This window comes from Kluyvera sp. CHPC 1.251 (genome assembly GCF_036759945.1).
Lineage (GTDB): Bacteria > Pseudomonadota > Gammaproteobacteria > Enterobacterales > Enterobacteriaceae > Kluyvera > Kluyvera sichuanensis.
This window is the reverse complement of record NZ_JAPKIC010000007.1, coordinates 237,919-261,667: the sequence shown is the minus strand read 5'-3', so window position 1 is coordinate 261,667 and position 23,749 is coordinate 237,919. Positions and strand designations below refer to the sequence as shown.

24 protein-coding genes, 1 tRNA gene and 1 pseudogene (1 of these 26 cut by a window edge) are annotated in these 23,749 nt (G+C 54.3%); 16 read left to right on the top strand and 10 right to left on the bottom strand.

Features of this window, described 5'->3' with window-relative positions:
- Nucleotides 1–47: 47 nt before the first annotated feature.
- A complete protein-coding gene (anmK, locus tag V6940_RS15585; RefSeq protein ID WP_333496481.1) occupies nucleotides 48–1,172 on the bottom strand; it encodes an anhydro-N-acetylmuramic acid kinase in 1,125 nt (374 codons plus the stop codon).
- 262 nt (nucleotides 1,173–1,434) lie between these two features.
- On the opposite strand from anmK, the gene slyB reads away from it, so the two are divergent.
- Nucleotides 1,435–1,902 (top strand): outer membrane lipoprotein SlyB, encoded by a 468-nt coding sequence (gene slyB / locus V6940_RS15580; protein WP_185666161.1) that lies wholly within the window; start codon nucleotides 1,435–1,437, stop codon nucleotides 1,900–1,902.
- A gap of 233 nt (nucleotides 1,903–2,135) precedes the next feature.
- Nucleotides 2,136–3,494 (top strand): sensor domain-containing diguanylate cyclase, encoded by a 1,359-nt coding sequence (locus V6940_RS15575; RefSeq protein WP_333496480.1) that lies wholly within the window; start codon nucleotides 2,136–2,138, stop codon nucleotides 3,492–3,494.
- A 55-nt stretch (nucleotides 3,495–3,549) separates the two neighbouring features.
- Here the strand turns inward: V6940_RS15575 and slyA are convergent, their stop codons facing one another.
- Nucleotides 3,550–3,990 carry a transcriptional regulator SlyA gene (slyA, locus tag V6940_RS15570; RefSeq protein ID WP_333496479.1) on the bottom strand — a complete coding sequence of 147 codons (441 nt, stop codon included), beginning with the start codon at nucleotides 3,988–3,990 and terminating at the stop codon, nucleotides 3,550–3,552.
- A gap of 195 nt (nucleotides 3,991–4,185) precedes the next feature.
- Here slyA and V6940_RS15565 point away from each other — a divergent pair, with 195 nt between their 5' ends.
- The 3 genes from V6940_RS15565 to V6940_RS15555 are packed head-to-tail and all read left to right on the top strand — an operon-like array spanning nucleotide 4,186 to nucleotide 7,313.
- A complete protein-coding gene (locus V6940_RS15565; RefSeq protein ID WP_185666158.1) occupies nucleotides 4,186–4,422 on the top strand; it encodes a DUF1656 domain-containing protein in 237 nt (78 codons plus the stop codon).
- A gap of 9 nt (nucleotides 4,423–4,431) precedes the next feature.
- Complete coding sequence (locus V6940_RS15560) at nucleotides 4,432–5,292, top strand: HlyD family secretion protein (protein ID WP_333496478.1); 861 nt, start codon at nucleotides 4,432–4,434, stop codon at nucleotides 5,290–5,292.
- On the top strand, nucleotides 5,289–7,313 hold the full coding sequence (locus V6940_RS15555; RefSeq protein ID WP_333496477.1) for an FUSC family protein: 2,025 nt from the start codon (nucleotides 5,289–5,291) through the stop codon (nucleotides 7,311–7,313). The genes V6940_RS15560 and V6940_RS15555 overlap by 4 nt, the downstream gene beginning before the upstream one ends.
- A 43-nt stretch (nucleotides 7,314–7,356) precedes the next feature.
- Here the strand turns inward: V6940_RS15555 and V6940_RS15550 are convergent, their stop codons facing one another.
- Both V6940_RS15550 and V6940_RS15545 read right to left on the bottom strand, forming a co-directional pair.
- Complete coding sequence (locus V6940_RS15550; protein ID WP_333496476.1) at nucleotides 7,357–8,253, bottom strand: aldo/keto reductase; 897 nt, start codon at nucleotides 8,251–8,253, stop codon at nucleotides 7,357–7,359.
- Nucleotides 8,254–8,303: 50 nt separating this feature from the next.
- Nucleotides 8,304–8,543: a DUF1289 domain-containing protein gene (locus V6940_RS15545; RefSeq protein WP_185666154.1), complete on the bottom strand. Its 240-nt coding sequence runs from the start codon at nucleotides 8,541–8,543 to the stop codon at nucleotides 8,304–8,306.
- 142 nt (nucleotides 8,544–8,685) lie between these two features.
- Between V6940_RS15545 and V6940_RS15540 the strand changes: the two genes are divergently transcribed.
- From V6940_RS15540 to rnt, 4 genes are all read left to right on the top strand, one after another.
- Entirely contained in the window at nucleotides 8,686–9,282 is a 597-nt protein-coding gene (locus tag V6940_RS15540; RefSeq protein ID WP_185666153.1) for a TetR/AcrR family transcriptional regulator, read from the top strand.
- Between the two features lie 55 nt (nucleotides 9,283–9,337).
- Nucleotides 9,338–10,435, top strand: a complete 1,098-nt coding sequence (locus V6940_RS15535; RefSeq protein WP_333496475.1) for an alkene reductase — start codon at nucleotides 9,338–9,340, stop codon at nucleotides 10,433–10,435.
- A 76-nt stretch (nucleotides 10,436–10,511) separates the two neighbouring features.
- Nucleotides 10,512–10,919 carry a lactoylglutathione lyase gene (gloA, locus tag V6940_RS15530; RefSeq protein WP_333496474.1) on the top strand — a complete coding sequence of 136 codons (408 nt, stop codon included), beginning with the start codon at nucleotides 10,512–10,514 and terminating at the stop codon, nucleotides 10,917–10,919.
- A 103-nt stretch (nucleotides 10,920–11,022) separates the two neighbouring features.
- Nucleotides 11,023–11,670, top strand: coding sequence for a ribonuclease T (rnt, locus tag V6940_RS15525; RefSeq protein WP_333496473.1), 648 nt, complete (start codon nucleotides 11,023–11,025; stop codon nucleotides 11,668–11,670).
- Nucleotides 11,671–11,736: 66 nt separating this feature from the next.
- On the opposite strand, the gene V6940_RS15520 is transcribed toward rnt, so the two are convergent.
- Nucleotides 11,737–12,081 carry a Grx4 family monothiol glutaredoxin gene (locus V6940_RS15520; RefSeq protein WP_035896299.1) on the bottom strand — a complete coding sequence of 115 codons (345 nt, stop codon included), beginning with the start codon at nucleotides 12,079–12,081 and terminating at the stop codon, nucleotides 11,737–11,739.
- Nucleotides 12,082–12,424: 343 nt separating this feature from the next.
- Here V6940_RS15520 and V6940_RS15515 point away from each other — a divergent pair, with 343 nt between their 5' ends.
- Nucleotides 12,425–13,246: a C40 family peptidase gene (locus V6940_RS15515; RefSeq protein WP_333496472.1), complete on the top strand. Its 822-nt coding sequence runs from the start codon at nucleotides 12,425–12,427 to the stop codon at nucleotides 13,244–13,246.
- Between the two features lie 123 nt (nucleotides 13,247–13,369).
- Nucleotides 13,370–13,951: a superoxide dismutase [Fe] gene (sodB, locus tag V6940_RS15510; protein ID WP_185666148.1), complete on the top strand. Its 582-nt coding sequence runs from the start codon at nucleotides 13,370–13,372 to the stop codon at nucleotides 13,949–13,951.
- A gap of 71 nt (nucleotides 13,952–14,022) precedes the next feature.
- On the opposite strand, the gene V6940_RS15505 is transcribed toward sodB, so the two are convergent.
- Nucleotides 14,023–15,189: an MFS transporter gene (locus V6940_RS15505; RefSeq protein WP_185666147.1), complete on the bottom strand. Its 1,167-nt coding sequence runs from the start codon at nucleotides 15,187–15,189 to the stop codon at nucleotides 14,023–14,025.
- 160 nt (nucleotides 15,190–15,349) lie between these two features.
- A complete protein-coding gene (cydH, locus tag V6940_RS15500) occupies nucleotides 15,350–15,439 on the bottom strand; it encodes a cytochrome bd-I oxidase subunit CydH (RefSeq protein WP_333496471.1) in 90 nt (29 codons plus the stop codon).
- A gap of 294 nt (nucleotides 15,440–15,733) precedes the next feature.
- Between cydH and purR the strand changes: the two genes are divergently transcribed.
- Nucleotides 15,734–16,759 carry an HTH-type transcriptional repressor PurR gene (gene purR / locus V6940_RS15495; RefSeq protein WP_333496470.1) on the top strand — a complete coding sequence of 342 codons (1,026 nt, stop codon included), beginning with the start codon at nucleotides 15,734–15,736 and terminating at the stop codon, nucleotides 16,757–16,759.
- Between the two features lie 17 nt (nucleotides 16,760–16,776).
- Here the strand turns inward: purR and punR are convergent.
- A pseudogene (punR, locus tag V6940_RS15490) lies at nucleotides 16,777–17,688 on the bottom strand (DNA-binding transcriptional activator PunR).
- 113 nt (nucleotides 17,689–17,801) lie between these two features.
- Between punR and punC the strand changes: the two are divergent.
- Nucleotides 17,802–18,995 (top strand): purine nucleoside transporter PunC, encoded by a 1,194-nt coding sequence (gene punC, locus V6940_RS15485; RefSeq protein ID WP_333496469.1) that lies wholly within the window; start codon nucleotides 17,802–17,804, stop codon nucleotides 18,993–18,995.
- Nucleotides 18,996–19,292: 297 nt separating this feature from the next.
- A complete protein-coding gene (gene cfa, locus V6940_RS15480; RefSeq protein WP_333496468.1) occupies nucleotides 19,293–20,441 on the top strand; it encodes a cyclopropane fatty acyl phospholipid synthase in 1,149 nt (382 codons plus the stop codon).
- Nucleotides 20,442–20,485: 44 nt separating this feature from the next.
- Here cfa and V6940_RS15475 read toward each other — a convergent pair whose 3' ends face one another.
- On the bottom strand, nucleotides 20,486–21,124 hold the full coding sequence (locus V6940_RS15475) for a riboflavin synthase subunit alpha (RefSeq protein ID WP_333496467.1): 639 nt from the start codon (nucleotides 21,122–21,124) through the stop codon (nucleotides 20,486–20,488).
- A gap of 251 nt (nucleotides 21,125–21,375) precedes the next feature.
- On the opposite strand from V6940_RS15475, the gene mdtK reads away from it, so the two are divergent.
- The gene (gene mdtK, locus V6940_RS15470) at nucleotides 21,376–22,749 is read left to right on the top strand and encodes an MdtK family multidrug efflux MATE transporter (protein WP_333496466.1); all 1,374 of its coding nucleotides are present in this window, start codon (nucleotides 21,376–21,378) and stop codon (nucleotides 22,747–22,749) included.
- Between the two features lie 59 nt (nucleotides 22,750–22,808).
- On the opposite strand, the gene zinT is transcribed toward mdtK, so the two are convergent.
- A complete protein-coding gene (gene zinT / locus V6940_RS15465) occupies nucleotides 22,809–23,456 on the bottom strand; it encodes a metal-binding protein ZinT (RefSeq protein ID WP_333496465.1) in 648 nt (215 codons plus the stop codon).
- Nucleotides 23,457–23,724: 268 nt separating this feature from the next.
- On the opposite strand from zinT, the gene V6940_RS15460 reads away from it, so the two are divergent.
- A tRNA-Val gene (locus tag V6940_RS15460) sits at nucleotides 23,725–23,749 on the top strand; it runs 152 nt beyond the window's last position.

Below are 23,749 nucleotides of genomic sequence, written 5' to 3'. Positions count from 1 at the left end.
TCCCGTTCAAGATAAGTCTACCGGCCCACTGTAAAAGAAGATGTCAGTTAACTCTGATTATGCTGCGGATTTGCTGGATAAATGGCCCCTAACACGGTCGCTTCCGAAGCACCGGTCACCGACGGTAGGTTCCCCGGCAGTCCGGCGACGGTTCGCCAGGCAAGCCAGGCAAATGCCAGCGCTTCCATATCGTCACCGCTGATCCCGTAGGCATCGGTGCTGGCCACTTCCGTTCCGGCCAGCAACCCGGCCAGGCGCGCCATCACCAACGGATTACGGCTACCGCCACCGCAGACCAGCAGACGTTCGCAGCCACCGCTCAACATCACCTGTTCGCTGATGGTCACAGCGGTCAATTCAGTCAGCGTCGCCTGGACGTCTTGCGGTCGCAGGCCTGGGTAACGTGTCAGGAACTGCGCCAGCCAGCCGTAGTTGAAGTACTCTCGCCCCGTGCTTTTTGGCGCTGGCGCCGAGAAGTAAGGGTCACTCAGCATATCCTGCAGCATCGGCAGGATAACCTTGCCTTCGCTGGCCCACTCGGCATCTTTGTCGTATGGCTTGCCAAGGCTGCGCCAGATCCAGGCGTCCATCAGCATATTACCCGGGCCGGTATCAAAACCGCGCACCGGCATGCCGGGTACGAGTAAAGAAAGGTTAGCAATGCCGCCGATGTTAAGGATCATCCGACGTTCGTCAGGATGCGCCAGCAGCGCCTGGTGGAAAGCCGGCACCAGCGGCGCGCCCTGCCCACCCAGCGCCATGTCGCGGCGGCGGAAATCCCCCACTACGCTCACGCCGGTGCGGGCGGCAATAATATTATTGTCGCCAATCTGCATCGTGTGCGGCGCAGCGCCCGTCGGCTCATGCCATACCGTTTGTCCGTGGCAGCCAATAGCGACGATATCGTGTGCCTCAAGATGCTCCTGAGACATTAACGCGATAACGGCTTCAGCAAACAGATTCCCCAGCCTATTGTCGAGCTGACCGAGTTGCGAAAGCGTCAGCGCCTGCCCCTGGCAGATGGCGAGCACGGCCTCTTTTAGGGCTACCGGTATTGGCCAGGTGAGGCTGGCAAGCTGGGCTACGCGGCTTTCATCAATTGCCGCGAGCACTACGTCAACACCGTCAAGGCTGGTTCCCGACATCACGCCAATATATCGCCCGGATTTCATACGCCTTCCTTAGTCATCTTTGCAAAGTCAACACTCAATCATAAAGTGACACTTAATGCCATTAACTAATAATACTTTTTAACAATATACCGGTCATCAGCCCGCATGGTAGTTTCCCTTGCGTTTAACGTTGGTTAAGCCGTCATGGATTATTCTTGTTAATAATAAATGCGGAATATATGACCGCTCGAATCAAATACCATATAATCGTTTAGTACGGATGCTCACAAGAGCGATTCTGAGTGAACTGGAGATTCATAAAATGATGTTACGCGTATTGGCTGTTTCAATGATTGGTTTATCCCTGGCCGGATGTGTCAGCAACAGCGGGTTGTCAGGCGATGTTTACTCGGCATCCGAAGCGAAACAGGTCCAGAACGTGACCTACGGTACCATCGTCCACGTACGTCCTGTACAGATTCAGGGCGGCGACGATAACAACGTTATCGGCGCCATCGGCGGTGCGGTTCTGGGTGGATTCCTGGGTAACACTATCGGTGGCGGCACCGGTCGTTCCCTGGCAACTGCGGCAGGTGCAGTGGCAGGCGGCGTAGCAGGTCAAGGCGTTCAGGGTGCGATGAACAAAACCCAGGGCGTTGAGCTGGAAATTCGTAAAGATGACGGCAACACCATCATGGTGGTGCAGAAACAGGGCGATACCCGCTTCTCTGCTGGCCAGCGTGTAGTGATGGCAAGCAACGGCAGCCAGGTTACCGTTTCCCCGCGTTAAGCCTCACTTCGCGTACGTGGCCGTTACGGCCACGTACCTTTCCATCGCTCAGTATTATTTCTAATACTTATTTCAAATAAACAATTAATTCATACCATGAATGCATAATTGACATTTAGCTTATGTATTATTTGCGCGTGGACAATATTTACTGACAGTTTATCTATTACACTCCCTGCGTATAGGGCTGGATGCCCGTTGCATGCCCGGCGTTGCGTACACAGGACACATATATGCTGCTAAAATTCCCGCTACAGCGCTTTTTGATTTACCTGACCATCACTCTTATTGGCACGCTTGTTCTTAATCATTTTTCGAACGCGTTTATCAGCAACGTTCCGTCTATTGCGCCGATATTGTTCCCAACACTGACGATTTTTCTCATGGTTTTTCACACCATGATCGCCGTGTTCATGATCATGAAATATTTATGTGATAAACGTCGTCTCTACCTTATGCCCATCGCCTGCGCCTTTGCTAGCTCTGCATTGCTGATGCTGGGAACGCTGAAGAGTTACCCGGATTGGTTCCTCTGCGGCGGCGTGAATATCGCAAATTATAATGACGCTCTGATCTTTTACGTATTCCGTAATATATTAATGGCGCTACTATTTATGACCGCTGTGATTCTCTACGCATTTAAACTGCGCGAGATGCACACCCGCAAAATCCATTTTTTCATTCTCAGCGGCATCGTTATTTTCTGCGCCTGCATTATGGAATTGGCCTGGCTATATTCCAGCAACGATCCGTTACTCAGCGTTGCCTTTATTGATAATCTTACCTTTAAATATACTGAAGTCTGGAAAGAAATTATCAGCTGGATATTGTTCGGTCTTTGGGGGATAACGCTTTTCACCATTCTGATTACAACGCAACTGCGCAATATATTCTGGTATAGCGGGGCCTTCTTCTGTGCCTGCTATATCTTTACGCTGTTTGTCCTGATGACCGGCCAGGATACCGCCAGCTACAGCTGGTATCAGGCGCGCCTGTTCGAAACCATCTCCACCCTGTTCCTGATCTTTGTGCTGTTTTGCGACGTGTTCACGCTCTATCGCCAGTCCAATGCGAAGTACCATGACTCATACCAGAACTCTATCCGCGATCCATTAACGCGGCTGTACAATCGCAGCTATTTCTATGACTCGTTTACCGCACTGTTGCCCACCATCGCCGACGGTCAACCGGTATCGGTGATTGTCAGCGATCTGGACCACTTTAAGCGTATCAATGACAAATATGGTCACCTGCAGGGCGACAAGGTGATTCAGTTCGTGGCAAAAGTCCTGCAGGATTCGGTACGGCAAAATGACGTTGCCGCACGTATCGGCGGCGAAGAATTTGCTCTGTTGCTGGTTAACACCTCTCCGGAGGTTGCGCGAACGATTGCCGAGCGTATTCGTCTGGCAATCAGTCAGCACGATACACAGAGCAGCCATGCGCAGCTGCCGGAGTCCATCACCATCAGCATGGGCGTTTTCACCGCCGTCGATTTGTCGGTGCCGGTAGAAGAGTGCGTCAGGCGTGCGGATGAAGCGATGTACCGTGCCAAAGCGGCGGGCAGAAACCGCGTAGTGGTCTGGGAATAATAGAGGTGAAAAAAAACCCGCGACTATCGCGGGTTCTTTTGAGTATCAATGAGTATCAATCGCGTGATTGCAGCTCAATGATATTCTGCTCCAGTTTGCGGATGAGCGTGGTCAACATCCCTAGCTCCTCGGCTGAGATCCCCGACAGGATATCACCGCGGGTGTGGCTGATGACTGCTTCCATCTCCTGGATCAGCGGTTCCGCTTTCTCAGTCAACTTAATACGTTTAGCACGACGGTCGTTCGCACAGGTCTGGCGCGAGATCAGCCCCTTCTCTTCCAGCTGATCCAGAGTACGAACTAAAGACGGCTGCTCGATGCCGATCGCCTTTGCCAGTTGGATTTGCGACTGTTCTGGCGGCAGCTGATGAATATTATGCAGCGTGACCCAGTGAGTCTGCGTGAGTTCCAGAGGTTTGAGGCGATGGTCAATCAAAGCACGCCAAATGCGCACCAACCGTGCCAGATCAGAACCTAATGGCGATTCCAATTTCATCTCCTTATAATTAGCTTGCTAAGTTATTATACTGATTTTAGAATAGTGTGCAGTATTTAAATTAGCAAAACAAATGAATTGCCACGTGCACGCAAACCAGATCCGTGAATTACACTGTTTCAAATGATGTGAATGTATGTCAAAACACGACACACTATCGAACCATAACTCTTCAATTGCAAAGGATTTCTGCTTGTGAAGTCTATTTTCCACATTCCTGGAGTCCCGCTGCAAGACCTTGTGGTTGGTGCTTCTATTTATTTCCCCCCTGTATTTAAAGCCGTCCTGCTGGGCTTTCTGTTCTGGTTAATTATTCACCGTTTATTGCGCGACTGGATGTATGCCGGTGATATCTGGCACCCGCTATTGATGGATCTCTCTTTCTTTGCGCTTTCAGTGTGTATGGCGCTGATGATACTGGTTTGGTGGTGATGTAACTCAATGAAAAAATTAAAATACTTCTCAACGCTGCTCATCGCGGCCCTGGCTATCATCGCCTGCTGGCTGGTCTGGAACTACTACATGCAGTCGCCGTGGACGCGTGACGGTAAAATTCGTGCAGAACAGGTTGATATTACCCCACAGGTTTCTGGCAGTATTCTGACCCTCAACGTAAAGGACAACCAGTTTGTCCACGCTGGCGACGTGCTGTTCCAGATTGACCCAACGCCGTGGAAAATTGCCGAGATGAACGCCGATGCGAAGCTTGCCAAAGCTCAGTCCGACCTCTCGCGCGCCAGCCATGAAGTGGAGCGTCGCCGGGGGCTGTCACAGAACTTTATCTCCGCCGAAGATCTCGATACGGCCAACATGACGCTGAAAGCAGCACAGGCCAACTTCGATGCCGCCAAAGCCGAGCGCGAACATGCCCGCTGGCAGCTGGCCCAAACCAATGTAAAAGCACCGGTCGACGGTTGGGTCACCAACCTCTCAACCCGCGTCGGCAACTATGCCGCCGTCGGACAACCGGTCTTTGCGCTGATCGACAGCCACTCCTTCTACGTAGTCGGCTACTTCGAAGAGACCAAGCTGCGTCACATCCGCGAGGGTGACCGCGCCGATGTCGTCCTTTACAGTGATGATAAAAAGTTACAGGGTCACGTATCCAGCATCGGCCGTGCCATCCACGACCAGAGTCTGGCGACAGACGGCAAGCTAGTTGCCGATATCAAGCCGACCATCCCATGGGTGCGCCTGGCCCAGCGTGTGCCGGTACGCATTGAATTAGACGCGCTGCCAGCGGATACCGTGCTGGTTGCCGGTACCACCTGCACCGTCTCTATAGTCGGTGGGAAGCAATGATCTTTCCCGCTTTAACATGGCGGTCATTGCCCTGGGTTAAAGCAACCGTGCCGCAATGGCGCTACGCCATGCGCAACGCCATTGCCATGTGTCTCGCGCTAGGCATAGCCTACTGGCTCAACCTTGATGAGCCTTACTGGGCAATGACCTCCGCCGCAGTGGTCAGCTTTCCGACCGTTGGCGGCGTTATCAGTAAAAGCCTCGGGCGCATTGCCGGGAGTATGCTCGGCGCCTGCGCAGCGCTGCTGATCGCCGGGCATACCCTGACCGACCCCTGGCTGTTTTTGTTTGCTATGTCCGGCTGGCTGGCATTTTGTACCTGGGCCTGCGCGATGTACACCAACAACGTCGCCTACGCCTTCCAGCTCGCGGGCTACACCTGTGCCATTATCGCGTTTCCTATTATCAATGTGGTGGACGCCACCCGACTCTGGGACATTGCGCAGGCACGCGTATGTGAAGTGATTGTCGGCATTCTGTGCGGCGGGCTGATGATGATGATTCTGCCCAGCACCTCTGACGGCAGTGCCCTGCTAACGGCGCTTAAAAATATGCACGCCCGGTTACTTGAACACGCCAACATGCTCTGGCAACCGGTCACCACTGATGCCATACGCACTGCGCACCAGAGCGTGATCAGCCAGATTCTGACGATGAACCTGCTGCGCATTCAGGCCTTCTGGAGCCACTATCGCCTGCGACGGCAGAACACGCTGCTTAACTATCTGCTGCACCAACAGCTGCGTCTGACCAGCGTAATCTCAAGCTTACGTCGCCTGCTGCTGAACTGGCCGGATGCGCCGCAAACCATCCGTCCGGTGCTGGAAGAACTGTTACTGGCGCTGGCGAAGCCCGACTGCGATGCCTATACCGTCGCGCGAATTATTGCCCCGCTGGCGCCGAGCGACCCGCAGGATTATCGCCACCACGCGTTCTGGCACCGCTTACGCTACTTCTGCCGCCTTTATCTCACCACCAGCCATTGGCTCCAGCGGCTGGAAAACGCCACCGCAGTGACCGAGTTTACCGTGCCAACAGCCCCGGCCTTGATGCGCCATACCGATCATGCGGAAGCTGCCTGGAGCGGCATCCGCACCTTCTTTGCGCTGGTCAGCGTTGGCGCGCTCAGCATCAGCACCCAGTGGGAATCGGGTGCAGCGGCATTAACCCTGGCGGCCATCTGCTGCGTACTCTACTCCAACGTACCTTCCCCGTTCAGTTCGCTCACGCTACTGATGCGTACCCTGATCCTGCTGTCGATATTCAGTTTTGGCATCAAGTTTGGCCTGATGGTGCAAATCAGCGATCTCTGGCAGTTTATGCTGTTTCTCTTCCCGCTGTTGTTAACCATGCAACTACTGAAACTGCAGATGCCCAAACAGGCAAGACTGTGGGGCTCGCTTATCGTCTTTATGGGCTCGTTTATCGCGGTGACCAATCCGCCGGTCTACAATTTTGGCGATTTCCTTAACGATAACCTGGCCAAAATCATTGGTGTTGGCCTGGCCTGGCTGGCGTTTGCCGTGTTGACTCCAGGTTCAGACGCGCGCAAAAGCCGCCGTCATATTCGGGCGTTACGGCGTCACTTTGTTGACCAGTTGAGTCGACATCCGGCAAACAGCGAGCATGAATTTGAATCACTGGTTTATCATCATGTTAGCCAACTCAGCAGCAGCCAGGATGAACCGGCGCGACGCTGGTTGCTGCGCTGGGGCGTGGTGTTGCTGAACTGCTCGCACGTGGTCTGGCAGCTTCGCGCCTGGGAAGCCCGTTCGGACCCGCTGTCGCAGGTGCGCGATATGTGTATTAGCCTGCTGCGAGATGTGATGAGCGAACGCGGGGTTCAGCAGCGTCCGCTGGCCGCCACGCTTCAGGAACTGCAACGAATCTGCGACACGCTGTCCCACCACCATCAACCGGCAGCCCGGGAACTTGCCTCGATTCTGTGGCGTCTGTACTGTTCGCTTTCACAGCTGGAAACGGCACCGCCGCCCGGTACGCTGACCGAACAACCGGCGTAAAAAGGAAGGATGCAGGCGGTAAAGACCGCCTGCATTACTGACATTACGGAACGTCGTAACCTAATGCCGCTTTGCGAATGCGGAACCACTGCTGACGCGTCATATCCAGAGATTGCGCAACAATAGCAGAGCGCACGCGTTCGATTTTGCCGGAGCCGATAATTGGCAGCGGCTGCGACGGTAAACGCATCACCCACGCATACACCACCTGCTCAATGCTGCCTGCATTCAGTTCATTCGCTACCTTCGCCAGCTCATCGCGCAGCGGCTGGAACTCATCGTCATTAAACAGACGACCGCCGCCGAGGCAAGACCAGGCCATCGGGCGAATGCGCAACTGCTGCAGCTGATCCAGAGTGCCGTCAAGAATCGTCGGCTGGTGAATTGGCGAGATCTCCACCTGGTTCGTGGCCAGAGTGAACGGCAGGCGCGACTGCAGCAGCGCAAACTGCGCCGGGGTAAAGTTGGAGACGCCGAAATGGCGCACTTTTCCACTCTGATGCAGCGCGGTAAACGCCTGCGCCACTTCATCGGCATCCATTAACGGATCCGGGCGATGGATCAGCAACAGATCCAGCACATCGGTCGACAGATTACGCAGCGACTGTTCGGCGCTATGAATGATGTGGTTGCGGTCGGTAATATAGTGACCCAGCGCGTGTTCCGGCTTCGCCGTGGTGGCGATCCCGCACTTGGTGACAATTTCCATTCTTTCACGCAGATGCGGCGCCAGCTTCAGCGCTTCACCGAACGCGGCTTCACAGGCGTAGCCACCATAGATGTCGGCGTGGTCAACGGTTGTCACCCCGAGGTCGAGATGCTCTTCAATAAAGCTCACCAGCTGACGCGGCGTCATGTTCCACTCCATCAGACGCCAGTAGCCCATCACGAAACGGGAAAATTCTGGCCCTTGTGGTGCCAGGGTAATACGTTGAACCATAACCACTTCCTCAACAAAAAAAATTGAATTGAGTATACGCACTTTTGCGCTTAAAACAGTGAGGGCTGCTGAGGATCTTCAGTATTCGTCGCTTTACCCGCGCGTAATTTACGCAGCAGACGCTGACGACAGAGCCGTAGCACCTCCTGTTTTTGCGCATCGTTCATTTTTTGCCAGTTAAAGCGCTCGTCACGGCTGCGAAAACAGCCGCGGCAAAACCCACGCTCATCCGACTGACAAATTCCCCGGCACGGACTTTGAACCGGGAAAAACTCCAGTTGCTCCGCCACGTTAGCCCCCTTTTACCTCGTCATACTCTCATTGAAGACGTTTAATCACCGGGGCGCAACTTTTCTGCCACATCGTGCGGGTGAACCTGCATTTTCAAAAATTCATTTGCATTAGACCAATCGGTCTATTACAGTGCATCGCATGAGCAAATTGATTGAACATGATACCCGTGAACACATTCTGGCTACCGGCGAGCGTCTTTGCATGCACCGAGGGTTTACCGGAATGGGGCTTAGCGAACTCCTGAAGACGGCAGAAGTGCCAAAGGGGTCGTTCTATCACTATTTCCGTTCAAAAGAGGCGTTTGGCGTCGCGATGCTGGAACGGCACTTTGCCGATTATCACCAGCGCCTGGTGCAGCACTTTACCCAGGGCGCAGGCAACTATCGTGACCGACTGCTGGACTATTACCAGCACACGCTCACCCAGTTTTGCCAGCAGGGGCTTATCAGCGGTTGTCTGACCGTTAAACTCTCTGCCGAAGTGTGCGATCTTTCCGAAGATATGCGCACGGAAATGAACAAAGGTGCCAGCCAGATTATGGCTCTGCTGGCGCAAGCGCTGGAAAATGGTCGCCGTGAAGGTTGCCTTAAATTCAGCGGCGAAGCCGAAGCCACGGCGCAGGTACTCTACTCGCTGTGGTTGGGCGCAAATCTGCAGGCGAAAATGGCCCGCAGCTCTACGCCGCTTGAAAGCGCGCTGACGCATGTCAGGAATCTGATTGCCGCGCCGGACTAATCCCGGCGTTTTTATTTCGTTAAACACTAGACGACCGGTCTACTCAGGAGTCACCATGTCGCAAGAAAAACTGTTTACCCCACTGAAAGTGGGTGCGGTTACTGCCCCGAACCGCGTGTTTATGGCCCCGCTGACGCGTCTGCGCAGCATCGTTCCGGGTGACATTCCTACCCCGCTGATGGCCGAATACTATCGCCAACGCGCAAGCTCCGGTCTTATCATCTCCGAAGCGACACAAATTTCCGCTCAGGCAAAAGGCTACCAGGGTGCTCCTGGCCTGCACAGCCCTGAACAGATTGCCGCATGGCAGAAAATCACCGCTGGTGTTCATGCTGAAGATGGTCGTATCGCCGTTCAGCTGTGGCACACCGGGCGTATCTCCCACTCCAGCCTGCAACCTAATGGTGAAGCACCGGTAGCCCCTTCAGCGCTGAGCGCCAATACCCGGACGTCGCTGCGCGATGAGAATGGTCACGCTACCCGCGTTGATACCTCTATGCCACGCGCTCTGGAAACTGAAGAGATCCCTGGTATCGTCAACGATTTCCGTCAGGCGATCGCTAACGCCCGTGAAGCCGGTTTCGACCTGGTTGAACTGCACTCCGCGCACGGCTATCTGCTGCACCAGTTCCTGTCGCCATCCTCTAACCATCGCACCGATCAGTACGGCGGCAGCGTAGAAAACCGCGCGCGCCTGGTGCTGGAAGTGGTTGATGCCGGGATTAAAGAATGGGGCGCAGACCGTATCGGTATCCGCGTGTCGCCAATTGGTACTTTCCAGAACGTCGACAACGGCCCGAACGAAGAAGCCGATGCGCTCTACTTAATTGAAGAGCTGGGCAAACGTGGTATCGCCTACCTGCACATGTCTGAACCAGACTGGGCCGGCGGTCAGCCATATAGCGAAGCATTCCGCGAAAAAGTTCGTGCTCGTTTCCACGGTCCGATTATCGGTGCTGGTGCCTACACCCCGGAAAAAGCGGAAGCGTTGATTGAGAAAGGCTTAATCGATGCCGTGGCCTTTGGTCGCGACTACATTGCCAACCCGGATCTGGTCGCTCGTCTGAAGCATAAAGCGGAACTGAACCCACAGCGCCCGGAAAGTTTCTATGGCGGCGGCGCGGAAGGTTACACCGACTACCCTGTTCTGTAATCCCACGTTGATTGATAGCGGCGGCCTTCCGCCGCTATACTAGCCAGATTATTCATAAGTAAGGACGAGGGATAACATGCGTTTACTGCATACCATGCTGCGCGTCGGCGACCTGCAACGCTCCATTGATTTCTACACCAAAGTGCTGGGCATGAAGCTGCTGCGCACCAGCGAAAACACCGAATACAAATACTCTCTGGCTTTTGTCGGCTACGGCGAAGAGAGCGATGAAGCGGTGATTGAACTGACCTACAACTGGGGCGTAGATAAATATGAGCTGGGCACTGCCTACGGCCATATCGCCCTGAGCGTGGACAACGCGGCAGAAGCCTGTGACCGCATTCGTCAGAACGGCGGCAACGTCACTCGTGAAGCGGGTCCGGTTAAAGGCGGCACCACGGTGATCGCGTTTGTTGAAGACCCGGACGGCTATAAAATCGAACTGATCGAAGAGAAAGATGCCGGCAAAGGCCTTGGCAACTAACTCCTCCACGGGTGCCTAAGGCGCCCGTTTTTTACCCCGCCTTTCCAAGCCGCGGCAAAATTTGCCATAATGCGCGCTACTTTTTCTAAGTGAAGAGATTCTGATGTCCGACAATGTGCAACTTAATGGTCTATGCGACCGTTTTCGTGGGTTTTATCCGGTAGTGATTGATGTGGAAACTGCGGGATTCAATGCCAAAACGGATGCCCTGCTCGAAATAGCGGCAATTACGTTGAAAATGGATGAGCAAGGCTGGCTGATGCCGGACACGACGTTGCATTTCCACGTTGAACCTTTTGAAGGCGCTAACCTCGAGCCGGAAGCACTGGCGTTCAACGGTATCGACCCGAGCAACCCGCTGCGCGGCGCGGTCAGCGAATATGATGCGCTGCACGCCATCTTTAAGATGGTGCGCAAGGGTATGAAAGACAGCGACTGCAATCGTGCCATTATGGTGGCGCATAACGCCACCTTCGACCACAGCTTCATGATGGCTGCCGCCGATCGCGCTTCGCTCAAACGTAACCCTTTCCACCCGTTCGTGACCTTCGACACCGCCGCACTGAGCGGGCTGGCACTGGGGCAAACCGTGCTGTCAAAAGCCTGTACCGCGGCAGGCATGGATTTCGACAGCAGCCAGGCACACTCGGCGCTGTACGACACTGAACAGACCGCCATTCTATTCTGCGAAATCGTCAACCGCTGGAAACGTCTCGGCGGCTGGCCGCTGCCGATAGCGAGCGAAGAATAGCAGCATAAAAAAAGCGACCTGAAGGTCGCTTTTTTAATTTCTGCGCCCGGTACCCGGGCGAACCGATTATTCTGCTTTCGGCTCTTCAGCGTATTTCGCCGCAGTCTCTTTAATCAGAGGCTGCAGTTCACCGCGCTGGTACATTTCAATGATGATATCGCAGCCGCCAACCAGCTCACCGTCAACCCACAGCTGTGGGAAGGTCGGCCAGTTTGCATATTTCGGCAGCTCGGCACGGATGTCCGGGTTCTGCAGGATGTCGACATAAGCAAAGCGCTCACCGCACGCAGACAGTGCCTGAACGGCCTGTGCAGAGAAACCGCAGCTAGGCAGTTTCGGGGAACCTTTCATGTACAGCAGGATCGGGTTTTCAGCGATCTGGCGCTGAATTTTTTCAATTGTCTCGCTCATTATCTTGCTTCCTCAAACTTCTTTTTACGGCAGTAGTCTGACATTGTAACGTTTCAGACCCTGAACAGAAAATAACATTTTGTTCACGCATTACTATTTTATCGTCTGAAGCGTTAAGTTGCTTTATAAATATGAGTTTATCGGCAGCGGCGCGAAAAGCTTGTTCATTTTTTAACTCATGTTGTATCAAATGATGTTTTTTTTTGCAGTTGCTAACGAAACAGGGTTTTAGACATAAAAACACTATTAACAATTCGTGTTTTTATGGATTAGAATCGTTGGGTTTTGTAAACCATACCCAGGCAAGGACATTTAGCCTGCATCTTACTCAGAGGGTTGTTCAGTGGCGCAGATAAAAAAATGGTCGTTCACGCTCTGTGCATTGCTGTTTACATCGTTATCCTTCACGCCGCTGGCGCATGCTACAGGGCATGCCAAAACGCCAACGGCGCAAAAGTCGCTTCCTGTAAAAAGCAGTGAACGCAAGAAAAAGAACGCGGACAATAAATCTAACGCTAAGAAAAAATCCACTCCGGTTGCCGCTAAGAAGAAAACCACGCCAGCCGTAGCGAAGAAAGTCGCTCCAGCCACCAGCAAATCGAAAACAGCCTCCGCTAAAACCCACGCGAAAAGCAGCGCGGCCAAGACCGCCAGTGTCACCACGACCTGCAAGGTTCGCAAAGGTCACAAGAAGGTCTGCACCACCAGTCCTGTCGAATCCAAACCAACGACCATCGCTGCCGCGCACAAAGTGCGGGTACAGAAAGTACAGAAGACTGCGATGAACAAGCTGATGGGCCAGTTAGGCAAGCCATATCGCTGGGGTGGCAACTCCCCACGCACCGGCTTCGACTGCAGTGGTCTGGTCTATTACGCTTATAAAGATCTGGTCAATATCCGTATTCCCCGCACCGCCAACGAAATGTATCACTTGCGCGATGCGCGCCCGGTCGAACGTGGCGAGCTGGAAAGTGGCGATCTGGTCTTCTTCCGCACTCAGGGTCGCGGTACCGCCGATCACGTTGGTGTGTACGTCGGTAACGGTAAATTTATTCAGTCTCCGCGCACCGGCCAGGACATCCAGATTACCTCGCTCAGCGAAGACTATTGGGTCCGCCACTACGTCGGCGCTCGCCGCGTTGTGACACCAAAGACAATTCGTTAATCACTTGCCCCGTTTGTTAATAAACGGGGTAAGCTTATCTTTTATCTCACCTTTTAATTTGCTACTCTATCCCTACTCAATGCATGGTTATTGAGTGTACAAATATAATAAAGGAGAGTAGCAATGTCGTTCGAATTACCTGCATTACCGTATGCCAAAGACGCTCTTGTTCCACATATTTCCGTGGAAACCCTGGAGTATCATTACGGCAAACACCACCAGACCTATGTCACTAACCTGAACAACCTGATCAAAGGTACGGCGTTTGAAGGCAAAACGCTGGAAGAGATCGTCCGTACCTCTGAAGGCGGCGTGTTCAACAACGCAGCGCAGGTCTGGAACCACACCTTCTACTGGAACTGCCTGGCACCTAACGCCGGTGGCGAACCAACCGGTGCCGTCGCTGATGCGATCGCTAAATCCTTTGGCTCCTTCGCGGAATTCAAAGCACAGTTCACCGATGCCGCAGTGAAAAACTTCGGTGCGGGCTGGACCTGGCTTGTGAAGAAGGCGGATGGTTCCCTGGCTATCGTTTCAACGTCTAACGCGGCAACCCCGCTGACCACCGACGCGAAGCCACTGCTGACCGTTGACGTGTGGGAACACGCTTACTACATCGACTACCGCAATGCGCGTCCAAACTATCTGGAGCACTTCTGGGCTCTGGTGAACTGGGCGTTTGTGGCTGAGAATCTGGCGGCGTAAGCAAAAAAATAACCCGGCATCGCCGGGTTAACTCGTATCACGCAGAAGGTCTCCCTTCTGCGTTTTTGTTTTTACTGGCTGGCCAGCGCCTCTTCACCGCGTGAACGGCCGCTCAGGAATACTACCAGCAGCGCCAGCGCGGCAACAATCGCCCCCATCACCGGCACAAAGCTGTAACCCAGACCACCGGAGATCACCGCTCCGCCCGCAACCGCACCCAGTGCGTTACCCAGGTTGAACGCCCCGATATTCACCGAGGAAGAAAGGCCCGGCGCTTCGTGCGCAACGCGCATCACGCGCATCTGCAGCGGCGGCACCACCGCGAAGGTTGCCGCTCCCCACACCACCATACTGAACGCTGCGCCCACCTGCGTTTGCGCAAGGAACGGAATCGCCAGCATAATTGCCATCAGCAGTAGCAGGAAGCCCTTCAGCGTACCGCTCACCGAACGGTCAGCAAATTTGCCACCGAGGTAGTTACCGATTGAGAAGCCTACGCCAATCAGCACCAGCATCAGCGTAATAAATGCTGGCGTGGCGTGAGTTATCGTACGCAGCACCGGTGAAATATAGGTATAGAGCGTAAACATCGCCCCTGCGCCCAGTACGGTGGTCAGCAGTGCCGACAGCACCTGCGGGCGCACCAGCACCGACAGTTCGCGCTTCACATCCGGCTTTTCACCCGCCCCGCCCTTCGGCAGAGAGAACCACAGCCCCAGGATGGCAATAATGCCAAGCCCAGCCGTTGCCAGGAACGACATCCGCCAGCCGATGGTTTCACCAAGCCAGGTCGCCGCCGGAACGCCACCGATATTGGCAATCGTCAACCCCATAAACATGGTCGCGACGGCGCTAGCCTGCTTATGCTTCGGCACCACGCTTGCAGCCACAACGGAACCCAGGCCGAAGAACGCGCCGTGGTTAAGACTGGTGATAATGCGTGACAGCATCAGCGTGGTGTAGTCCGGCGCCATCGCCGACAATACGTTGCCAAGGGTAAAAATCGCCATCAGGAAGATCAGGGCGTTACGACGGGCACGATGTGAAAGCAGCAGCGTCATCAGCGGCGCACCAACCATCACCCCTACGGCATAGGCGCTGATCAGCATCCCGGCTGCGGGAATAGAGACGTCCACACCTTTTGCGATCACCGGCAGGAGCCCCATTGGCGAGAATTCGGTAGTCCCGATGCCAAAGGCCCCGATGGCTAACGCCAGTAAGGGAAAGTTAATTTTCATGCAAATGCTCCGGTAGGCCGCACGACAGACGCGGCATGTCGATAATGGGCAAAAGCATGACATCAATCACATAAAAACAGAAGTGTACAAAACAGCAAAAGATTATTGCTAAACGGGTAACAATCAGACAGGAGGGAGCGAGTGCCCCCTCGCAGAGGAATTAATGCAGTACAGCAGTCAAACCTGCGGCAACGATCAGCGCAAGGGTAATGACGGTGGTGGTGAGTGACATCTTAAGTTCGGTACTCATCAACTTTTCTCCTTTTTATCGCTACAGCAAAACTGAGCTAACTCATTTTTGCACAGTATTGCGCAAAAATCTTCACAGATTTAGCAGGATGTTTGTTTTTACTCTTCCACTTTGCGTCAGGATAAGTCAAAATTCGACGCTTATTTATAAGCGTACCGGCCATTGACCCCCTCCTGTCGTCCTGTATCGTTTTCCCGGCGAATCGCAATCCACAAAATTGCGTCAGGGTGTGTGAAGGCAAACGTTTTCCTTTCGATTTTATCAGGGGCAGGCCAGGGTCTGGAGTGAGATGGAATGGCAACTATTAAAGATGTAGCGAAGCGCGCAAACGTTTCCACTACAACCGTATCACATGTAATTAACAAAACGCGTTTTGTCGCCGAGGAGACGCGTGAAGCTGTCTGGGCGGCGATCAAGGAGTTGCACTACTCTCCGAGCGCCGTTGCCCGTAGCCTGAAGGTAAACCACACCAAATCGATTGGTTTGCTGGCAACCAGCAGCGAAGCGGCCTATTTTGCCGAAATTATCGAAGCCGTTGAGAAAAACTGCTTTGAGAAGGGTTATACCCTGATTCTGGGCAACGCCTGGAATAACCTGGAAAAACAGCGCGCCTACCTGTCGATGATGGCGCAAAAGCGCGTGGATGGCCTGCTGGTTATGTGCTCCGAGTATCCGGAATCCCTGCTGACGATGCTCGAAGAGTACCGTCACATTCCGATGGTGGTGATGGACTGGGGCGAGGCTAAAGCGGACTTCACCGACTCGGTCATCGATAACGCCTTTGAAGGCGGCTATACCGCCGGCCGTTACCTGATTGAGCGCGGTCATCGCGATATCGGCGTGATCCCAGGCCCACTGGAGCGCAACACCGGCGCGGGGCGTCTGGCGGGCTTTATGAAAGCGATGGAAGAAGCGCACATCAACGTACCGAAAAACTGGATTGTGCAGGGTGACTTCGAGCCTGAATCTGGTTATCGCGCAATGCAGCAGATCCTGTCGCAGCAGCCGCGCCCTACCGCTATCTTCTGCGGTGGCGATATCATGGCGATGGGCGCACTGTGCGCCGCGGATGAGATGGGTCTGCGCGTGCCGCAGGACATTTCGCTGATCGGTTATGATAACGTGCGCAACTCCCGTTTCTTCACCCCGGCGTTGACGACGATTCACCAGCCGAAAGATTCGCTCGGTGAAACGGCGTTTAACATGCTGATGGACCGTATCGTCAGCAAACGCGAGACCTCGCAGTCGATTGAGGTGCATCCGCGTCTTATCGAACGTCGCTCCGTAGCCGACGGTCCGTTCCGCGACTACCGCCGCTAAGCGTTTCCACGGACACCCTACACGGGTGTCCGTAGCCACTCTTCATTTAACGTCTCGCTATCTCCCAGATATTCCAGCAGCCAGCTCAACGCAGGCGATGCTTCGCTTTGCTGCCATGTCAGGCAACAGGCGGCATCCGGGAACGGGTTTTCAAGCTGTAGCGCCACCCACTCCCCGTTTTCCAGCCACGGCTGAGCCAGATGCCCCGGCACCATCGCCGCGCAAAGTCCCGCCGAAATACAGGTTTCCGATGAGGCCCAATCTGGCACCACCACGCGCTTCTGGTTATCGAGCAACCAGGTCGTTCGCTTCGGCAGCGATCGCGAGGTATCTTCGCGCACCAGTGACGGCCAGTTGCGCAACACATCATCGCTGAGCGGCCCCTCCATCTGCGCCAGCGGATGCGTACTTGCCACCACGCAGTGCCAGTTGAGCATCCCCATATCGCGAAACGCGAAGCGGCCACCGACCGGAATGGCCTGAGTGGCACCAATCGCCAGTTCCACGCGGCCATCGGCCAGCGCATCCCAGACGCCGTTGAACACCTCCTAGTAAACAATCAACTCGACGTCGCTGAAATGGCGGTAGAAATCGACAATCAGCTGCCGGGTTCGCTGCGGTTTCACGATATTATCGACGGCAATCGCCAGTTGTCCTCGCCAGCCGTTAGCAATTTGCTGGCACTGCTGGCGGGTGATCTGCATTTTTTTGATAACAGACCGCCCCTCCTTCAAAAACCATGCGCCAGCAGGAGTAAGCTCAACGTCACGATGGCGCCGTTCGAATAGGGGCACCGCCAGCCACTCTTCCAGCTGGCGTACTGTATAGCTGACCGCAGAAGGCACGCGGTGCAGTTCCTGCGCGGCGGCACTAAAGCTACCGTTGCGCGCCACCGCATCAACCACTTCCAGTGAATATTCAGACCACATTTTCTGCCTGCAAAATTTTTGAATGCATGACGCAAATATTAGCGTTTCACAAGCCGTTATGCACTCTCTACACTCAGCGGCATCGTTTATTCATGATAAAAAGGGCGAAATTAATGCAACCTGGGAAAGGATTTTTAGTCTGGCTCGCGGGGCTGAGCGTATTGGGCTTTCTGGCTACCGATATGTATCTCCCCGCCTTTGCCGCCATTCAGGAAGACCTGCAAACGCCAGCGTCAGCCGTCAGCGCGAGTCTTAGCCTGTTTCTGGCCGGTTTTGCCGTCGCGCAGCTCCTCTGGGGGCCGCTGTCAGACCGCTACGGTCGTAAGCCGATTCTGTTGTCCGGGTTAACCATTTTCGCTATCGGTTGCATTGGTATGCTGTGGGTGCGCGATGGCACCACGCTGCTGGTCCTGCGTTTTGTGCAGGCCGTCGGCGTCTGCGCCGCGGCGGTGACCTGGCAGGCGATGGTCACCGACTACTATCCAGCTCAGCGAACCAACCGCATTTTTGCCACCATCATGCCGCTGGTTGGGCTCTCTCCGGCGCTCGCCCCGCTGCTGGGTAGCTGGCTGCTGGCGCACTTTGACTGGCAGGCCATCTTCGCTACCCTGTTTATCATCACCCTGGTGCTGATGCTCCCGGCGTTCCGCCTCAAGCCTGCGCACAAAAAAAATGCCACCAGCGAAGAAAAACTAACCTTTATTCGCCTGCTGCGCAGCAAAGACTATCGCGGCAACGTACTGATTTACGCCGCCTGCTCGGCAAGTTTCTTCGCCTGGCTGACCGGTTCGCCGTTCATCCTGCATGAGATGGGCTACAGCCCGACGGTAATTGGCCTGAGCTACGTACCGCAAACCATCGCCTTCCTGATTGGCGGCTACGGCTGTCGCGCCGCGCTGCAAAAATGGCGTGGTGCCCAGATGCTGCCGTGGCTGCTGGTTATCTACGCGCTGAGCGTGGTGGGTACCTGGGCCGTGGGTCTGGCAGAAAACGCGTCGTTGACCGCCCTGCTGATTCCGTTCTGTGTGATGGCCATTGCCAACGGTGCGATCTACCCGATCGTCGTCGCTCAGGCGCTGAAACCCTTCCCGCAGGCGACGGGCCGTGCTGCTGCATTACAAAACACGCTGCAGTTAGGGCTGTGTTTCCTGGCGAGCCTTGCGGTATCCACGCTGATTGCCACGCCGCTGCTGACCACCACCAGTGTGATGCTGGTGACCGTGCTGCTCGCAGGCGTCGGCTACTGGATGCAGTTAGCCGCTCGTCGTGCTGAACGTGAAATGGAACACACCGCTTCTCACGCCTAAACATCACTCAGATCAATATCCCAGGAAATGATTAGGGCGCTAAGATTTTTAGTTGAATCAACAAACTTAGCGTCCTATACTGGATCCGCATCACATAAATAATATAGATTGAATTTATTAAGCGGGAGCAGGATAGCTTTCCGTTGAACCATGGATTGGCTTTCGGCAAGGGATTCTTCCCTTCCTCTGTGCTACGTCGGATAGCAGGCTCACGAATTTCGTGAGATTTCTCACAAACCCAAAAAAAGCGTCTACGCTGTTTTAAGGTTCTGATCATCAGGTCGGGATGGAGAAGCTATGAGCTCATCGTGTATAGAAGAAGTTAGTGTACCGGATGACGACTGGTATCGTATTGTCAGCGAGCTGCTAGGCCGCGCAGGCATTGAAGTAAACGGCAATGCTCCCTGCGATATACAAGTCAGAAATCCTCGGTTGTTTAAACGTGTTTTACAAGAGGGTTCGCTGGGTCTTGGCGAAAGTTATATGGACGGTTGGTGGGAATGCGATCGTCTGGATATCTTCTTCGACAAGGTGCTGCGCGCCGGATTAGAAACGCAACTCCCTCACAATATTAAAGATACGCTTCGCATTGCCGGCGCGCGTCTGTTTAATCTGCAAAGCCGTCGTCGTGCCTGGCAGGTCGGTAAAGAACATTACGACCTGGGAAACGATCTCTTCAGCCGCATGCTCGACCCCTATATGCAATACTCCTGCGGCTACTGGAAAGACGCCCAGACGCTGGAAGACGCACAGCAGGCCAAGCTAGACCTTATCTGTCAGAAACTACAGCTAAAACCCGGAATGCGCGTGCTGGACATCGGCTGTGGCTGGGGTGGTCTGGCGGCGTTTATGGCCAGAAACTACGGCGTCACCGTCAAGGGCGTGACTATTTCAGCGGAACAGCAAAAAATGGCCCAGGCCCGCTGCGAGGGGCTGGACGTCGAGATACTGCTGCAGGATTACCGTGACCTTAACGACCAGTTTGACCGTATTGTTTCCGTCGGCATGTTCGAGCACGTTGGTCCGAAAAACTATGACACCTATTTTTCCGTCGTCGACAAAAATCTGAAACCCGACGGACTGTTTTTACTGCACACTATCGGCTCGAAGAAAACAGACAATAATGTCGATCCCTGGATCAACAAATACATCTTTCCGAATGGCTGTTTACCCTCAGTACGCCAGATTGCGCACGCCAGCGAACCTCACTTTGTGATGGAAGACTGGCACAACTTTGGCGCTGACTACGATACGACGTTGATGGCATGGCATGAACGCTTCCTCGAATGCTGGCCGGAAATCGCGGACAACTATTCTGAACGATTCAAACGCATGTTTAGCTACTATCTCAATGCCTGCGCGGGTGCTTTCCGTGCACGAGATATTCAGCTCTGGCAGGTGATGTTCTCGCGCGGCGTCGAGAGCGGTTTGCGCGTCGCCCGTTAAAAACAAAAAAGCCCGGAGCAGAACGCCCCGGGCTTTTTTTATACTTATTCTGCCGCAGCCTGCTGCGCTGCCGCTTCTTTTGCCGCCATCACGCGCTCAACGGTATCCACTACCGCCTGCGTTTGCGGGTCGATTTCGATGTTCACGCGGTCGCCCAGGCGTTTTTTACCCAGCGTGGTGCGCTCCAGCGTTTCCGGGATCAGGTGAACGCAGAAACGCGTGGCCGTCACTTCACCCACCGTCAGGCTGATACCATCGATACCGATGAACCCCTTATACAGGACGTACTTCATCAGCGTTGGGTCCTGGATTTTAAACCAGATCTGCTTATTGTTTTCGGAGGTCAGGATTTTAGACACTTCCGCCGTGGTCATAATATGACCCGACATTAAATGACCACCAATTTCATCGCTGAACTTCGCCGCGCGTTCAACGTTGACCAGGTCGCCCTCTTTCACATCGCCCAGATTGGTAATGCGCAGCGTCTCTTTCATCAGATCAAAACTGATCTGGTCACCGCTAATTTCCGTGACCGTTAAGCAGCAGCCGTTGTGTGCAACCGATGCGCCCGTCTCAAGGCCAGCCAGCATGTGTTCCGGCAGCGCCACAACGTGGGTACGGAAGTTCGGTTTCTCATCAATGGACACGATTTTTGCCGTGCCCTGCACAATACCAGTGAACATGCAGTTAACTCCTGTTGATAATCATTACGGTACGTCTACCGATTCGTCTGCTACGCACAATAGCAGTTGAGAAAACAGGTTGCTACCTTCCCCGGCGTTCCACCTATTTTTTGACTAGATTAAAAGCAAATCCTCGCTACAATAATGGAGCAAATCCTCTATTTATTCTTCTTGCTGCCGGTTAAGGCGGCTTTTCTGTCTCCCGTACCCGGCGTACGGCGAGAATAAATAACAACAATACAGGTGTTCACGTGCAGAAGTACTTTAGTGAAGCGCGGCAATTATTAGCGCTGGCTATCCCGGTTATCCTCGCGCAGGTTGCTCAAACCTCGATGGGCTTTGTCGACACGGTTATGGCGGGCGGCTACAGCGCCACCGACATGGCCGCCGTAGCCATCGGTACCTCTATCTGGCTGCCGGCGATCCTCTTTGGTCACGGCTTACTGCTGGCCCTCACCCCGGTGATTGCCCAGCTCAACGGCTCTGGTCGCCGCGACCGCATCGCACAGCAGGTTCGTCAGGGGTTCTGGCTGGCTGGGCTTGTCTCAGTATTAATTATGGTCGTGCTGTGGAACGCGGGGTATATCATCCGCTCAATGCATAACATCGACCCGGCGCTGGCGGATAAAGCGGTCGGCTACCTGCGCGCCCTGTTATGGGGCGCGCCGGGCTACCTGTGCTTCCAGGTGGCGCGTAACCAGTGTGAAGGGCTGGCGAAAACCAAGCCCGGCATGGTAATGGGCTTTATTGGTCTGCTGGTTAACATTCCGGTCAACTATATCTTTATCTACGGCCACTTCGGCATGCCGGAACTTGGCGGCGTGGGCTGCGGCGTTGCCACCGCCTCGGTTTACTGGGTGATGTTCTTCAGCATGTTCTACTACGTCCGCCATGCGGGCTCAATGCGCGATATCCGCAATAAAGAACGCTTTGCTCGCCCGGATACAGCTATCCTGAAACGCCTGGTCTCTCTGGGGTTGCCTATCGCACTGGCGCTGTTCTTTGAAGTCACACTGTTCGCCGTGGTGGCGCTGCTGGTCTCTCCGCTGGGGATCGTTGACGTTGCCGGGCACCAGATCGCGCTGAACTTTAGCTCGCTGATGTTCGTACTGCCAATGTCGCTGGCGGCGGCGGTGACCATCCGCGTGGGCTTCCGCCTTGGGCAAGGTTCTACGCCGGATGCGCAGGTTTCCGCGCGTACCGGGCTTGGCGTTGGTGTGTGTATGGCGATGTGTACGGCCATTTTTACCACCCTGATGCGTACGCATATCGCGCTGCTGTACAACGATAATCCGGAAGTGGTGACGCTTGCGGCGCAATTGATGCTGCTGGCGGCGCTGTATCAGATTTCTGACTCGGTGCAGGTTATCGGCAGCGGTATTCTGCGTGGTTATAAAGATACCCGTTCGATCTTCTTTATTACCTTTATCGCCTACTGGGTGCTGGGGCTGCCGTGCGGTTACGTGCTGGCGCTGACCGATATCGTGGTTCCGCGAATGGGCCCGGCGGGCTTCTGGTGGGGCTTTATTATTGGTCTGACATCGGCGGCGGTATTGATGATGCTGAGAATGCGTTTCCTGCAGCGTCAACCGGATGTGGTGATTCTTCAGCGCGCCTCGCGTTAACCATCCCGGCGGCGCTTCGCCTGGCCGGGCTACACTCAAATTTAGCCCGGCCTTGTCACTTAGTGGTGCAGCATCTCGTCAACCACCTGTTTTTTGGTCAACTGATACGGATAATAGGTCGGCCAATTATCCATTTCTGCCAACAGCGCGTCCTGAGACTGATTACCCATAAAAATGTGGAAATGGCTGGACTTGCGCGGGCCAATAATATGGTCGCTGAACTGGACGAACTTCGGCGCACCGCTGTTAGCATCCTGACATTCAAACAGATAGCGCACACCCTTCTTGCCGGAGGTATAGGTCAGAATTTTGTGCCCCGCATAGCGGTACTGGCATGAACTCACCTTATCGCCCGTATGGAACTCCATCGTGCCGTTTTCGATGCCAATCATGTTCACATCGGTGGCATAGCCTTTGCGGTAATACGCTTTAATCTGGGCAAAGGTTTTGCGCTTATCTTTATCGGCTTTCTGCTGGAAAACCGGATCCAGATCGCCGGACAGCAACAAAGCGTTCACCGACTCCCACATCCCTTCCCAGTCCTTCAGTTCGCGATCCTTGACGTCGCTGTCGTTGAATACGCCCTCGGCTGCCTTTTGCTCCACCGCGGTTAGCGGCTGCCCGTGATCGTGATGACCATGAGCGAGTGCCTGCCCTGCCATCACCAGCGCCCCCACAGCCAGCGTCACTTTACCCAGAAGTTTCATGATTATTTATCCTTATCTGATACGAGAAAAATGAGATGTTATATTATAACAATTCATATCTCAACCACACAGACCGTCCTGATTTTCCATCGCCTCCATGCGAGCGCTGGATAAATAAAATGCTGCGAGATCAACGGATTTTCACCAGGCGCGCTAAAACGCGCGCAATATGGGCAAAAGTTCTCCAGTCGGGTGAAATCACACATTTTCCGCTTGCCACCGACCGCCGCTGCCGCTAATATTCGTCCCCGTTGTCGCAAGCAACAATGCGTCTGTAGCTCAGTTGGTTAGAG